Annotated in this window: 13 protein-coding genes; 4 read left to right on the top strand and 9 right to left on the bottom strand. The window is 56.7% G+C overall.

Going from position 1 to position 13,695, the window contains the following annotated elements; translation table 11 throughout:
- Nucleotides 1-80: 80 nt before the first annotated feature.
- The 8 genes from ACFPOU_RS23165 to ACFPOU_RS23130 all read right to left on the bottom strand — a co-directional run bounded on the left by ACFPOU_RS23165 (nt 81) and on the right by ACFPOU_RS23130 (nt 9,001).
- Complete coding sequence (locus tag ACFPOU_RS23165; protein WP_379727273.1) at nt 81-674, bottom strand: DedA family protein; 594 nt, start codon at nt 672-674, stop codon at nt 81-83.
- Nucleotides 675-704: 30 nt separating this feature from the next.
- Complete coding sequence (locus ACFPOU_RS23160) at nt 705-1,286, bottom strand: phosphatase PAP2 family protein (protein ID WP_379727276.1); 582 nt, start codon at nt 1,284-1,286, stop codon at nt 705-707.
- A gap of 205 nt (nt 1,287-1,491) precedes the next feature.
- Nucleotides 1,492-3,132, bottom strand: coding sequence for a phosphoethanolamine transferase (locus ACFPOU_RS23155; RefSeq protein WP_379727270.1), 1,641 nt, complete (start codon nt 3,130-3,132; stop codon nt 1,492-1,494).
- Nucleotides 3,133-3,249: 117 nt separating this feature from the next.
- The gene (locus ACFPOU_RS23150; protein ID WP_379727267.1) at nt 3,250-4,482 is read right to left on the bottom strand and encodes a sensor histidine kinase; all 1,233 of its coding nucleotides are present in this window, start codon (nt 4,480-4,482) and stop codon (nt 3,250-3,252) included.
- The gene (locus ACFPOU_RS23145) at nt 4,469-5,158 is read right to left on the bottom strand and encodes a response regulator transcription factor (protein ID WP_219881131.1); all 690 of its coding nucleotides are present in this window, start codon (nt 5,156-5,158) and stop codon (nt 4,469-4,471) included. The genes ACFPOU_RS23150 and ACFPOU_RS23145 overlap by 14 nt, the downstream gene beginning before the upstream one ends.
- Before the next feature lie 80 nt (nt 5,159-5,238).
- Nucleotides 5,239-7,230 carry an LTA synthase family protein gene (locus tag ACFPOU_RS23140; RefSeq protein WP_379727264.1) on the bottom strand — a complete coding sequence of 664 codons (1,992 nt, stop codon included), beginning with the start codon at nt 7,228-7,230 and terminating at the stop codon, nt 5,239-5,241.
- Nucleotides 7,231-7,419: 189 nt separating this feature from the next.
- On the bottom strand, nt 7,420-7,830 hold the full coding sequence (locus ACFPOU_RS23135; RefSeq protein WP_379727261.1) for an EamA family transporter: 411 nt from the start codon (nt 7,828-7,830) through the stop codon (nt 7,420-7,422).
- A 145-nt stretch (nt 7,831-7,975) separates the two neighbouring features.
- Complete coding sequence (locus ACFPOU_RS23130) at nt 7,976-9,001, bottom strand: tyrosine-type recombinase/integrase (RefSeq protein ID WP_379727258.1); 1,026 nt, start codon at nt 8,999-9,001, stop codon at nt 7,976-7,978.
- 170 nt (nt 9,002-9,171) lie between these two features.
- Between ACFPOU_RS23130 and ACFPOU_RS23125 the strand changes: the two genes are divergently transcribed.
- Nucleotides 9,172-10,140, top strand: a complete 969-nt coding sequence (locus tag ACFPOU_RS23125) for a DNA-binding protein (RefSeq protein ID WP_262838825.1) — start codon at nt 9,172-9,174, stop codon at nt 10,138-10,140.
- A gap of 46 nt (nt 10,141-10,186) precedes the next feature.
- Here the strand turns inward: ACFPOU_RS23125 and ACFPOU_RS23120 are convergent, their stop codons facing one another.
- Nucleotides 10,187-10,828 (bottom strand): ArsR/SmtB family transcription factor, encoded by a 642-nt coding sequence (locus ACFPOU_RS23120; protein WP_262838826.1) that lies wholly within the window; start codon nt 10,826-10,828, stop codon nt 10,187-10,189.
- Nucleotides 10,829-10,960: 132 nt separating this feature from the next.
- Here ACFPOU_RS23120 and ACFPOU_RS23115 point away from each other — a divergent pair, with 132 nt between their 5' ends.
- From ACFPOU_RS23115 to ACFPOU_RS23105, 3 genes are read left to right on the top strand one after another with little or no spacing between them, the layout of a single operon-like run.
- Entirely contained in the window at nt 10,961-11,314 is a 354-nt protein-coding gene (locus ACFPOU_RS23115) for a DsrE/DsrF/TusD sulfur relay family protein (RefSeq protein ID WP_262838827.1), read from the top strand.
- Nucleotides 11,315-11,323: 9 nt separating this feature from the next.
- Nucleotides 11,324-12,067: an MBL fold metallo-hydrolase gene (locus tag ACFPOU_RS23110; RefSeq protein ID WP_262838828.1), complete on the top strand. Its 744-nt coding sequence runs from the start codon at nt 11,324-11,326 to the stop codon at nt 12,065-12,067.
- Nucleotides 12,064-13,329 carry an MFS transporter gene (locus tag ACFPOU_RS23105; RefSeq protein ID WP_379727254.1) on the top strand — a complete coding sequence of 422 codons (1,266 nt, stop codon included), beginning with the start codon at nt 12,064-12,066 and terminating at the stop codon, nt 13,327-13,329. The genes ACFPOU_RS23110 and ACFPOU_RS23105 overlap by 4 nt, the downstream gene beginning before the upstream one ends.
- Nucleotides 13,330-13,695: the final 366 nt, after the last annotated feature.

Below are 13,695 nucleotides of genomic sequence, written 5' to 3'. Positions count from 1 at the left end.
AAAATTTACGTCAGGTTCGAGGCGACAGCATCATGACAGATTCGGGAGGGTTTTTCGAGGTGCCCTATTGTCGTGTAATTTTATTTCCGGTGCGTGACGACACGGTAGACATAGACCACAAATATTGTTGCTACGATTGCTTTTGACGTTGGGTCTATGTACTTGCCAACGGTTGTGTAGTTCTTCTCCAACAGAAAGCCAGCCCAAGCCAATACGCCCGTCCATACCAGGGAGCCAGCTGTTGTGTATGCTAAAAAAATCGACAATTTCATCTCGACGATTCCGGCGGGTACAGAAATGAGCGTGCGCACTGCTGGAATGAGCCGGCCGAATAAAACGGCCTTCTTCCCGTGGCGATTGAATGCATCGACAGATTTCCCAATTTCTTCCGGCGAAACGGTGAGCCAGCGTCCGTGGTTTTTTGCTAGTCGTTCCAACCTCTCCTTGCCCAGCCACTTCCCGGCGAAATACCACGGCAACGCCCCAGCAACGGAACCGGCAGTTCCAGCCAACAGTACGATGGCGAAGTTTAACTCCCCCTTAGACACCACGAAACCTGCGAAGGGCATGATAATTTCGGAGGGTATGGGAGGGAAAATATTTTCTGCTGCCATCAGAAGGAAAACGCCAAAGTAGCCGATTCGTGAAATGAGGTCGATAACAAAATTGAACATGAAGGTCCAGTCGATGAAGTGATCTTAATCTCAGCGCTGGCGGTACGTGGCCAGCTCACGTCGTGGCCAGCGATCGAGGCAGGTAGTTATAAGGAAAACGATCAACAGTGCGATCCATGCAGACCACAACGTGTGGGTAAGGAAATGCGCTCCGCGCAGCTGCTGCATCCACCCGACACCGATTCCCAATGATAGTAGAAGTACCAGCACGATTGTTGCGTGAAGCAATCGATGCGGAATGAACAGGACAGATAGCGAGACCATCCACAGCGCGCTCGATGCGTGGCCAGCTGGCATGCAGTGTCCTGGGCCTACTCCAGCCGGCAAAAGTTCAAACAACTTAATGTAAGGCTCAGATCCGCCGTACCGCTGCAGGTCCCATGGGCAGTGTGAAGCACTGACCTGCTTGAGGAGACTGATCGTTGTCGGTACCATCAAGGCGGATAGAGCAATGACGCGGAGTTGGAATCGCCGCAGCCAACTCCAAGTTCGTGGCGAACAGCAGTCCCACGAAACGGCAAACAGTATCAACAGAGCCAGGACAGTGAATGCCCGCTTAAGGATCACATGATTAAGCGTAGTGGTAATCCATGCGTCACGAAGAGGGAACATACCAGCTCTGCTATCAAAGGCACTGTCTGCAAGCATAACGTCCACGTCAGTCCACAACGTAATTGCGATCAGAGAAAATGCCGCAAGCAGCAGAAGCACTGCGACTGTTGCGTTGGCACGGGCCCAGCGTTCACGCTGTTGCGACGTTGCAGCGGAGTTGGCCATGAGACGGGAGGCAAAAGAGCATTGCCTGCGTGGTAGTCGATCACGGTGCATGGCGGCACGCATTGAAGATGTCCAGTCGGGGGTTATACACAGCCGTGCTAACGTTGAGCATTCCCAGTGTCGAGTGGAAAAGGTTGTCATGACTGAAGGGCTGATCGACCCGCGCAGCCAGGCAGCGCTGGTCTATTTTGAACCGTTCGCGGAATCCAGCAGAGAGCCAAAGCATAAAGGGCACGGCGCGTTGCTCTGGAGGGGAAATCACGTAAGGAGCACCGTGGAGGTAGAAGTTGTTTTCGCCCAGCGATTCACCGTGATCGGAAAAATACATGAGAGCGGTGTCTACGCCGTCATCGCGCGCCGCTTGCGCAAGCAGGTCAATTGCTTGCTTCAAGACGTGATCCGTGTATCGGATCGTATTGTCATACGCGTCAACAATGGATTGCCGTGTGCATTTTCCGAGCTCGATCGTATTGCATACAGGTCCGAAGACACTAAATTGCTGCGGATAGCGCTTCGAGTAAGCTGGGCCATGACTTCCTTTTTGGTGTAGCACGATCACCATGTCACCGGTGCCGTCTCGAATCTGTTGGGGAAGGCCACGAAGCAGTCGCTCGTCGAAACATTCTTCGTTATTACAAAAGGGGTCGCCCGCGATGGGTTGCGACACGTCTTCATAAGGAATGCGGTCGCAAACGCTTTTGCAGCCAGAATTATTATCGCGCCACAGCAGCTTGAAACCGGCGTGCTGCAAAACGTCGAGCAGCCCCTCTTGGGACTGCGCCCTTGACGCACTGTAATTCTCGCGCCCGAGGGGCGAAAAGAGACATGGGAGTGAAATCCCGGTGGCGGTGCCACACGACTGCATATTCTTGAAGTTGACTAAATCGGGCACTTGAGACAGTTCTGGATTGGTGAGCCGGCTGTAACCGTTCAAGGAGAAATTAGCCGCGCGGGCCGTCTCGCCGACGACGACGACGGTAACCGTGCGGCGGGTATTGCCGCGCCAAAGAACGCCTTTCGTCGCGTCTTTGCCCAACGGTGCTATAACCACGGGTACACTCCACTTGCGTTTGAAATATCCGTTTACGGCCTGAATGTAGTTGGTCGGCGTCAGCAAAAACCGCAGTTCACGGTGTTCGCGCAGTGCCGGCGCAAGGATCTTGAACATCAGCATCAGCAAAATGCCAGCGCCGACTACCGCGATGCCGGCGGTCGCGAAGTTCACGCCTAGTTGACGCCGGACCGGCTGGAAACGCGGCTTTAGCCACGCGATGATTGCAGCCGGAACGACCCCCGTCATCAAAAAGGAAAAGGCCATCCCAACGTTGAATAATTCAGTGCTTTCGCGCGAGTCGGTCTCAGCAATGTTCTGAACCATTGACCAGTCGATCGCAACACCGTAGTGGTTCATGAAGTAGCTCGCCAGCGATGTGACCAGGAATAATCCGATCAGCACTGGCTTAATACTGAAACGAAAATTCAACGTTGCCAGCGACGCTGTAAAGGTCAACACAAGCATCAGGAACATACCTGCCTGAACTGGGAACGCTGCAAGCGTTAGCCCGCCAGTCGCGCTCGAAAAGCTTTTCCAGAAAGCCTGGTTATAGACACTAACAATAAATGCCGACGCAAGTAAGGGGAGCAATGCCGCATTTGGCCGCTTGAACGAATCTAGTTTCACGATCGGGTACCTATCGTCGCAGGCAGCGCAACGACGGTTGTCGCTCCACTCCTGTATCGTGCCGGTAGGCTACATGGGGCGATATGACGCCGACGTTAGGGGCCTGTGAAGGAAACGTTAAAGTTCCGGAAAATTGACAGTTACGGTAGTTCCTCCGCTCGACGGCGTGGCCAAATCAAGCGTGGCGCCGAGTTGGCGGCATATCCGTTTAACCAGGGCCAATCCCAGGCCGGTACCGTCTGAACCTTTCAGCGGCGCACCCATGGCCTCGTTCGAAAGCATGGCAAGAACGGCTGCGGGCAAGCCCCGTCCGCTATCGCAAACCGCGATGCTGCGATCAGCTAGCCGTACGGTCACTGCCCCATGGTCCGTATACAGGCAGGCATTTCGAATCAGATTGCCGATGATCGCCGAAACAAGGCGCGGCTGCGCCCGCACGACGAAGTCGCTGCCGCCGGCAAATTCCAGCTGTACGGGTTTATTTGCCACCAAAGACTGGTAGCGTCGCACCTCTTCCTGGACCATCGGTTCGATCGGAAACAATTCGTATTCAATCAGTTCCGGTGCGCGTGCCAGCTGGAGCAAGGTGTCGACGCTTTCAGCGGCCTCACGCGCGGCGCGGCTGATTCGCTCGCTCGCAGCGCGCGACGCGGGACTGGTGTGCTCATCAAGCTCCAGTAGTTCGGCCGCACCTGAAATGACTGTTAATGCAGTGCGCAATTCGTGACTCACGTCGCCAGTAAAAGCTCGTTCACGTTCAAGAAAAACTTTCTGCTCACCCGTGTGTTCGGCAAACGCGCGTGCAAGTATTCCCAACTCATCCCGACTGTCTAGGTGCGGCCATTCATCCTTGCGCTCGAGAACAGCCTTCGACAATTGCACGATGGGATCAACAAACCGTCGTGCCATGTAACGTCCAAGGAGAACGGACATGCCCAGGAAACCCATCAGACTCAGCAAGAGCATTGAGTACACGAGCCGCTCGACGCTTTCGTAATCGCTTTGGTGATCGACCACAACGTAAGGCCCACCGCTGTCGCGCCCACTAAATACGTGCAGGCCGATCCCGTCGGCTTCGACATCGTTAATCCCGGCTGGAAGGTTGCGCAGAGATTGCGGTATATCGTCGCCATGGTGGAAGCTAATACTTGTAGGCATCTCAACGGGCAGGCCGCCCGCATGGCGTGGCGAAGCCCAAGCCGCGACCTCTTCAAGACGACGTTCCACCATGTGCATCTCGATACCTTCGACGACTACGATTGCCACCGTCATGAAGAACATCGAAAAGGCCAAGGCAAACAGCAAGTAGGCCTTGACGATGCGCTTCCCTATCGATTCAAAGCGCATCATGAGGAGTCACCAACTGAAAGCCTATGCCCGGCACAGTGCGAAGCATGGGGTAACTCTCGTCTTTATCGAGTGTCTGGCGCAACGAATGAATGTGGGTGCGCAGGGCGTCGCTATCAGGGCGGTCATCACCCCAGATCTCATGCTCTAGCGTCTCGCGTGTAGCAACATGTGGGGCGTGCTGCATGAGCACCTTCAACAAAACGAAACCCGTTTTGGTCAGATTTAAACTACGGCCGCCGCGCGCCGCGCGATAGGTGGCCGTGTTGAACACCAACTCCCCCACACGCATTGTTGTGCTCGACAAAACGTTGTTGCGCGAGCGCCGGACCAGCGCTTGCAATCGCACATCCAGTTCGGCTAGCGAGAACGGCTTTACAAGGTAGTCATCGGCGCCGCTGTCGAATCCCGTGAGCTTGTCTTGCAGCGTGTCGCGCGCTGTCAGCATCAACACCGGTGTCGAATTGAGCAACTCGTTGCGCAGTTTTCGACACATCTCCATCCCATTCATGCCGGGCATCATAATGTCCAACACGATCACATCGTAGGACTGGGCGCCTGCCAACGCCAACCCTGCATAGGCGTTAGCAGCGGAGTCCAGTTGATGCCCGCGCGGTTCCAGGTAACCGTACAGGTTGGCGACGATGTCGGCATTGTCTTCAATTACCAGAATCCGCATCGTGAGTGGTGCGTGGGCAGTATTAGAATTTGGGACAGTCATGAAAACCGATCATAGCGTGACAAAAACTTGTTATTTGTTCATGGGGGCAGTCTGTATCGCTGCTCGCGATACAGCAAGGACGGTAGTATCACATGAGCCATTGCACGGTCGACCTGCGTCGACGTTGGCGCGGCTGCTCCGAACCGCAAATTGCCGTTCCCAGCGTCATATTCCCCGAGAAGCGCTGGCTGGCCTGGCCGCAGAATGACGGCTCCGCCATCATCAACCCAAGCGAAGTAGTTGTCGAATTGCAGAAGCGCGCGCCCCGGACTGCTGCTGTCGGATGCAAGGTCTCGGCCAATCATCGGGTGTTCGCTGGTTACCCCCATCAGCGAAAGCAGCGTCGGCCCGAGATCGATCTGACTCGCAATGGTGGTAATCCTTTGTTGCTTCATGTCCGCTCCCAGAATCAGACCCGGAATATGAAATTTCTTTATCGGCACCAGCGAGTCGCCATAGACCCGATTGTCATGGTCCGCTACGATCAAGAACAGCGTGTCGTTCCAGTAAGCCTGCTTTTTCGCGGCCTGGATGAATTTTCCCAGGGCATAGTCAGCATATTTCACCGCATTGTTTACCGTTTGCTTGTTCGGTTCGTGCAATGTGATTTTGCCATCAGGGAACTCGAACGGCTCATGGTTGGAGGAGGTAAAAATCACACTGAAAAACGGTTTGCCCTCGGTGTGTAAATGTTGAAGTCGTTCCAGAGATTTATCAAACAGGTCTTCGTCCGAAGCGCCCCAGCTTCCTTCAAAACGGGGACGCATGTCGCGCCGGTCAACGACCTTCTGGAATCCATTGCCGGTAAAAAAGCTACGCATGTTATCGAAATGCGCTTCGCCGCCATAAACGAATTCAGTGTGATATCCCTGTTTCCCCAGTCCTAACGCCAAGGTGTAGAAGTTTTGCTGGGCGAGCGATAGCTTAACAACACTGCGCGCCGGCGTGGGCGGGTATCCGGCGATTACCGCTTCAATGCCGCGCACAGACCTGGTGCCTGTCGCATACAGGTTCTCGAACCACCAGCCGTCCTGCTTGAGCTTTTCCAGTTCCGGAGTTACTGGCACACCGCCCAGCGATTCGACGAATGTGGCACCCATGCTCTCTTCCAGTACGATTACCAGATTGAGCGGCCGCGTGCGCTGTCGCGCAGGGGTCTGCCTGTGCAGTGTCGGCAGCTCGCTCGAGAGGAATTGGTAAGATTTGAGCCATGGCGCTGCTTTAACCTGGGCGAACACCTGATCGTGCGGAAATTTGCCGTAGATTTCAGACGAGTTTGCCTCTTTGCGTAGTGAATACACCGCATCAAGTACTGACCAGGGCGAATTGATAATCAGCGAGTTGACCAAGGCGTCACCGCTGAGAGCGAACATCGCTGGGTTGGCTGGCCGGTGCGCCATCGTGGAACGTATTTGAAAAGCTACTAACAACACGACTAGCGGCCAGCTGAGCAGCAGGCGTTTAGCTGGCCAACGCGTCGCATATGCGGACGAGACCACGAATACCCGGTGAAACGTCAATCCCAGTACTACTGTTCCGAACAGACTCAATAGCGTTGCCAGACGAAAGCCGTTCCACAAGGTCGCGAAGACCTCGGCGGGGTAAGACAAGTATTCAATGAAAAGGCGATTTGGCCGCACGTCAAATTGCATGATGAATTGAGGGGTAGCCAGCTCCATGAACACTATAAAGATCAAGGCAAAGCTGGCCCACCATGCAACCCCAAGATGCCACCACTTTTCCAGTCTCCGAACCGCTGACAGTGGCGCAAATGCCAAGGGAATGACCAGGAGATACCCCAGCAAAATCAGGTCGGCGCGTATGCCTTGGACGAAAGTGCTGACGACGATCGCCGCCGCCGATACGCGGTCCCATTGCCATATCACGAGCCCAAGCCGGGAAGCGGATAGGACCACTAGGCCTGCCAGAAGAAGGTGAAATAGAGGCAGATACTGTCCCGTCCAGCTAAAGCGTTGCGCAAACCATTTTGCGTAGGTATCGATCGCTCCGGAAATCGTAAATCTCGTCATATTCAAGTTTGATAGATAATTTGCCCTGACCTCTGGACAGTGAAGGTAGCGGACGAGATTACGTGATGAGGCGTTAAGGCTTCGTTAGGATCTCGTTAAATTTATGTTAAATAGTGAGATACGCTGCACCGCCGGTACTACTACGATGCAGCATTAGGAACAGGTTCTCAACTGGTCCGATCAGATAAGTTACCTCTTTGTAAGAACGAGTAGGCCTGCCACGATCAGGCCAGCGCCGGCAACCATTCGTAGAGTAATCACTTCTCGCAGCAACAGCCAGGCCAATAGCATGGCGATGATCACACTACCTTTATCGATCAGCGCGACTGTCGCGACGTCGCCCTCCTTCAGTGCCTTGTAATAAAAAATCCAAGATAACGCAGTCGATAGGCCCGAGATCCCTAGCCATAGGAGATTGTGGGAGTTGACGCCGGCGAGGTGCTGAACTGGAACAGTCCAGGCGCCAAACATGAGTACGAAGCCACAAACAAACAAAGTTCTTTTCGTCAGGCCGAGTTCCGCTGATATTCCGGTGAGCCCCATCTTTGCGATTACTGATGTAAATCCTGCAAAAAACATCGAGACAAAGGCGTAAGTCATCCACTTTTCCATAGAGTTCCCTTTCCATTTGGTCGCAGAAAAATGCCATGTGCTGCATGCATGATGCCTCGCAGAACTCGAAAAATGCATGCTAATGCACTCAATTTCGATTCAGGGGAAGGAAAGTATCGACCGTTAGGACAAATCAGGCTGGTTTGACCCGCGTGCGCAACAAACTGCCTGCCGCGTTGTCCTCAAACCGGCTTGCCTCTTCGATGTAGCCCTGCACAGTTCCGTCGTGGCGCCAGCCTCCTTGCTTCTTGATGTCGCGAAAGTCGGCGCCGGCACGGTGCGCGCTCGTGGCCATACCGCGCCGTAGGCTGTGGCTAGACAGGTCCGGCACGTAGTCCAGACCCGCCAGCGCGGCGCACGCCGCGAGGACATCATTGACCGATCCCTCGCCCAGGGCGGTGTCGGCCACCACGCCCCACTTGCTGATTGGCCGAAACACCGGCCCGGCCGTGATGCCGCCGGCGCTAAGCCATGCGCGCAGCGCCGTGGCCGGGCAGCACGGGCCGCCGCTGTAAGGGATCGCCTTGATGATCCCTTCGCCCAGCTGGTCGGTCTTCGAGCGAGGTAACATAATCTCTATGCCTTCCGGCACCCAGCCGACGTGCTCGACCTCGATCGCAACCAGCTCGCTCCTACGCATGCCCCCGAAAAAACCGATCTGCAAGAGCGCGTTATCACGCGCAGCCTTGAGCGTGCCGGCGCTGGCCAACTGCGCCACGATCCGCTCCAGGTCCTCGATCGGCAGCGCCTTGGCCTTCTTCTTCGGGCGCCCATGCGTACGCGCGATCCCGGTCAGGGTCTTGCGCACGGTCGGCGTCGACGCGGGATCGGGGAAGCCCTGGTGGACGTGCCACTGCGATAGCGCCGTGACGCGCAGCGCCAGGGTGCGCGGATTGAGGGCCATCGAGTAGGCGAGCAGGTAGCGGAGCATCGCACCTTCATCCGCCGGCAGTACGCCGCCCCACGCCAGGTAGTGGTTGACGGCGGACCGGTAGGCGCGCCGCGTGTTGTCGGCCGTGGCGGCGGCCAGCACGGCACGGTGCTGAGCCGCGAGCGCTGGCGTAACGCCGCCGGTATGGATCGCCGGCGTCGGGTACGCATCGTTGATATCAGGGCCGATGTCGGCGGGTGCGGGTATGGCCATGGCGGTGTCGCTCAATCTCGGGCTCGTAATTGGGATTACGGCAGGGTAGCATGCGGCGGCTCGGCATTGGTGTCGATAAGCTCGATTATCGGCACTAAATGTGCATCCTTCATTGATCAGCTTTAACTGTAATTTAAGATACTATTACGTATTACATAGCACGTTATCTTATTTAAGGATCGATCATGGCCAGAGCCGGTGTCCTGTACTCTCATGTCGCGAAGGCGGCCGCCCAGCTGGCAGCCGCGGGCAAGAACCCCACCGTCGACACCGTGCGTGAGGCCATAGGCGGCACCGGCAGCAAAAGCACCATCGCGCCCATGCTCAAGCAATGGAAGGCGCAACATGGGGGCGAGGTCGCAGCTGCCGGCGCCGGCCTGCCGGCCGATCTGCTGGAGGCCGTCCAGGGGGTGTACGAGCGCGTGCAGGAGGGAGCGAAAGCCCAGGTCGAGCAACTGCGCGCCGAGCATCAACAGGCGGCGCAAGAGGCCGCGCGCGTGTTAGAGGCGCTGTACGCCGAAGGGCGGAAACTTGGCGCCGAGCGCGAAGCGCTTGCGGACGAACTGGCAAACGTGAAGGCAATGCTCGCGCGCGAGCAGGTGGCACGGCAAAAAGACGCCGTGGCAATCGTCGCCCTCGAATCCGAAAAAGACGGGCAGGCCCAACGCTTGGCCGATCGCGCGGCGGAGATCAGATCGCTGGCGGACCAGCTGGCTCAGGCCCGGCGGCAGTTCGAGCACTTCCAGGATGCGAGCGCGACCCAGCGCCAGGAAGACAAGAGCGCGTATGAGGCGCGCATTGCCCGTACCGAGCAGGAGGCGGGCACGCTGCGCACCTACCTCCAGGACAGCCGCGAGGCGCTGGCCGTGCTGCGCAGCGAGAAGGTCCATCTTGAGCATACCTTGGCCGAACAGCTAGATGCAGCCAGAGAGCAGGCCCGGAAGCTGTACGAAGGGACGGAGGCAGTGAATGCCGCGCGCGAAATGGCAAGTAGCAGGCAGTTCGAGATGGAAATGGCCGAGGAGCGCCTGGACCACTCCCAGCAAGCAAATGCGCGGCTGGAGGCGCGCCTGGCTGAGCTGGAGGGCGAGAATGTGCTGTTGAAAGCGAAGGCGATGGTATCCGTACCCAAGGCCCGCGGGCGTAAAACGTAAGGCTACTTACCGATAAAAACAGCAATCTGGATGCAGCGAAATAGCATCAACTATTCCACTCAACAACGCCCTCTCGCATCTGTAGCGCGTCGATGCCTTGGTCGCGGAGCAGCCTGACTGCATCGGACGACATCAAGCAGAACGGACCGCGACAATATGCGATCACGGGCCTGTCCTTTGGCAATTCGGCCAGACGGTTCTTCAACTCGGCCAGTGGCATCGAACGTGCAAACGGCACGTGGCCAACCGCGTATTCCTCTCCCGGACGTACGTCGATCACGATCACTTCCCCGGATTTCGCCTTGTTCAGCAGTTCTTCGCGACTATTGCCGACCCACTCATGGGTGGCAGCAGAGAGCTGGCGCAGAGCGTCCTGCAATTCGAACAGCCGGTCCTCGGCCAGAACCCGGAGTGTCACCCATAGCTGGCCCACCTCTGCGCTGGCCAGCCGGTAAATGATGTACTTCCCCTGGCGTTCAGCCTCGACAAGGCGCGCGGACTTCAATTCTTTCAAGTGCGCGCTGACCAGCTTCGCACTAATGCCCGCTTCCAGCGCCAAGGCCTCAACGGTCTTGGGGGACTGCCCCAGCAATTCAATCAGCTCCAGCCGCTTCGGGCTGGCCGATGCCTTGGCGATACGTGCTACTTGCTCGTACAGGGCGTCCTTGATGGTTCTATTCGTTGTCATAGGAGGAGTGTCAGCATTTCGTAGTCTCAGGTCAAGGCCACCGGCAATTTAGTCTTGCAGGAAAAACAAAGATCCATTATATTCCAATGATCGTTAGATTGTTGGTTCTTTTACTTTATGAGGCAAATTCCCATGCAGGCACTGTTCATTCTGAACGCCGCGCCATACGGCAGCGAGCTGACCCACAACGGCTTACGGCTGGCCGCAGCACTGGCCAAGCGTGAACACAATACGGTGCGCATCTATCTGATGGGCGACGCGGTTGGCACCGCAAAAAGCGGTCAGAAGGTGACGGAAGGGCAGCCCAACCTGCAAACAATACTGGGGCGGATTAGCGCCACCAACCAAGACAACATCGGCGTATGCGGTGGCTGCATGGATTCACGCGCGCTACAGGACAGTGACCTGATCGAAGGGACATATCGCGGCACGCTTGAGCAACTGGCGGACTGGTCCGAATGGGCGGACAAGGTTTTCGTATTTTAGGAGGCTGCAATGTTTTTCAAGCAAAGAACAAATGACGATGCATCGATCTCGTACTTCTTCGGTTGCGGCGGGCAAGGCAAGGGAATCGCACTCGACGTGCTGGCCGGCGACGAAGCCTGGTATATGGACCAGGCACGCATGCTGGGTGTTGAGATTTCCTATGTGTTTGATTCACATATCCATGCCGACCACCTGTCCGGCGGCCGAACGCTTGCCGAACTTAGCGGCGCGGCTTACTCGCTACACGAAAGCAATATCGGCAAGGCCGCCTTCCCGTTCACCCCGGTGACCGACAAGCAGACCATAGATGCCGGCAATACTCGCATTCAGGTCATACATACGCCGGGTCACACAGAAGATAGCATTTGCCTGCTGGTCTCGGACCGCCGGCGCGCAGAAGCGCCATGGTTCATTCTGACTGGTGACACATTGTTCGTCGGTTCGGTCGGCCGACCGGACCTCGCGGGACGCGAACAAGAAATGGCGGCCCAGCTGTGGGACAGCCTGCAAGGCCGGCTGCTGAACTTGCCGGATGAGCTGGAAGTTTTTCCAGGGCACCAAGCTGGAAGCGCATGCGGCGCGGATATCTCTGGAAAGCCGTCGTCGACGATCGGTTTCGAAAAGCGCTGGAATTCTTTGCTATCCCTGGAGAAGGCGGCATTTATAACGGCCCTCACGACCACGATCCTACCGCGCCCCGCTGAGATGGAAAGGCTTGTCGCCGCCAATCTCGGCCAAGTTGAGGTTGCATGAGCAAGGAACGGGCTATGCCACCGGCGGCACATTCCCCGGCCACCCCCACTGGCCTACAACTTGGACTGCGCGCGAACTGGCGCCAATTTAGCTTGCTTGTTGTCGTCAATGCATTTGTTGGCGCCATGGTCGGGATGGAGCGCAGCATCTTGCCCGCCATTGCCGAACAGGAATTCAAGCTGGTCGCCCACACGGCGATTCTGGCTTTCATTGTTGTCTTCGGTGTTGCCAAGGCCATCACTAATTATTTTGCCGGCCGCTTTTCCGACGCCTACGGACGCAAGGTAGTGCTAGTGATTGGCTGGCTGATCGCCACGCCGGTCCCCTTTTTGCTGATGTGGGCGCCGTCATGGAACTGGATTTTGCTGGCCAACGTTTTTCTGGGCGTGAGCCAAGGGCTGACCTGGTCGACCACGGTAATCATGAAGATCGATCTTGCCGGTCCCAAAAATCGGGGCACGGCGATGGGCATCAATGAATTCGCGGGCTATTTCGCCGTCGGCGCAGCGGCGCTGGCGACCGGCTGGATTGCAACCAATTATGGCTTGCGACCGCAGCCGTTCTACCTTGGCGTGGCGTTTGCAGTGATCGGCTTGCTGCTATCGGTTTTGGTTGTGCGCGAGACGCGCGGCCACGCGCAAATGGAAGCCGCAATGACCGCCACGCGCGGCGCGGCCATCGTGCCGACGCAGCGCGCGATTTTCTGGCAGACCAGCGTACGTGACCCCAACTTGTCGTCGATTAGTCAGGCCGGACTTGTGAATAATCTCAACGATGGCATGGCATGGGGGTTGTTCCCCTTTGTGTTCGCCGGCGCCGGCATGACCCTCACCCAAATCGGCACGCTTGCCGCGATCTACCCGACCGTATGGGGAGTATGCCAACTCTTCACCGGCGCGCTGTCGGATCGTATTGGTCGTAAGGGATTGATCGTGGCGGGGATGTGGGTTCAGGCAGCCGGCATTGCCATAATCGCCTTCCGGTCCTCGTTCGGATGGTATGCGACAGGCGCGATTCTCCTGGGAATCGGGACTGCCATGGTCTATCCGACGCTACTGGCGGCCATCGGCGACGTAGTCAACCCGGCCTGGCGCGCTTCGACCGTCGGCGTCTACCGTTTCTGGCGCGATCTAGGCTATGCCATCGGGGCCTTGCTGGCGGGCGTTGTGGCCGACCTGTACGGCGTGGTCAGCGCGGTATGGTTAGTCGCAGCAATCACGTTCCTCTCGGGTATGGTCGTTATAGTCCGTATGCGATATTAACGCTTCAGTCGCAGAAAAAAGCCGAACAACGAGCAATAAATGACTTGGCAAGCGGGACACTGAATCGAATGCCACGCCTCTAATTACCTTCTGGAACCCAACGTGCCGGTTTGCTGCTACCGCGCCAAACTCAGGAGAATCTGATTATCAACGGCTGGAGCAATTTCTGGACGAACGATTTGATGACGGGCGTCTCCTTCACAACAGTAATTTCCTCCATGCGAGCGAAGCCGAAATCAGGATCAAACCCGGCCCATTGACATCAAAATTTCATCAAGTTGTCACGCCTGAGTAACAAGCCCTAGGGAAGCGCTGATCAATTGACGATTTTCAGCGGACCTCCCTTTTTTTGCGGCAAAGACCAGC

The organism is Massilia jejuensis, assembly GCF_042656795.1.
Lineage (GTDB): Bacteria > Pseudomonadota > Gammaproteobacteria > Burkholderiales > Burkholderiaceae_D > Telluria > Telluria jejuensis.
Note: the sequence above shows the minus strand (reverse complement) of the source record. Positions and strands in the feature narration are given on the sequence as shown.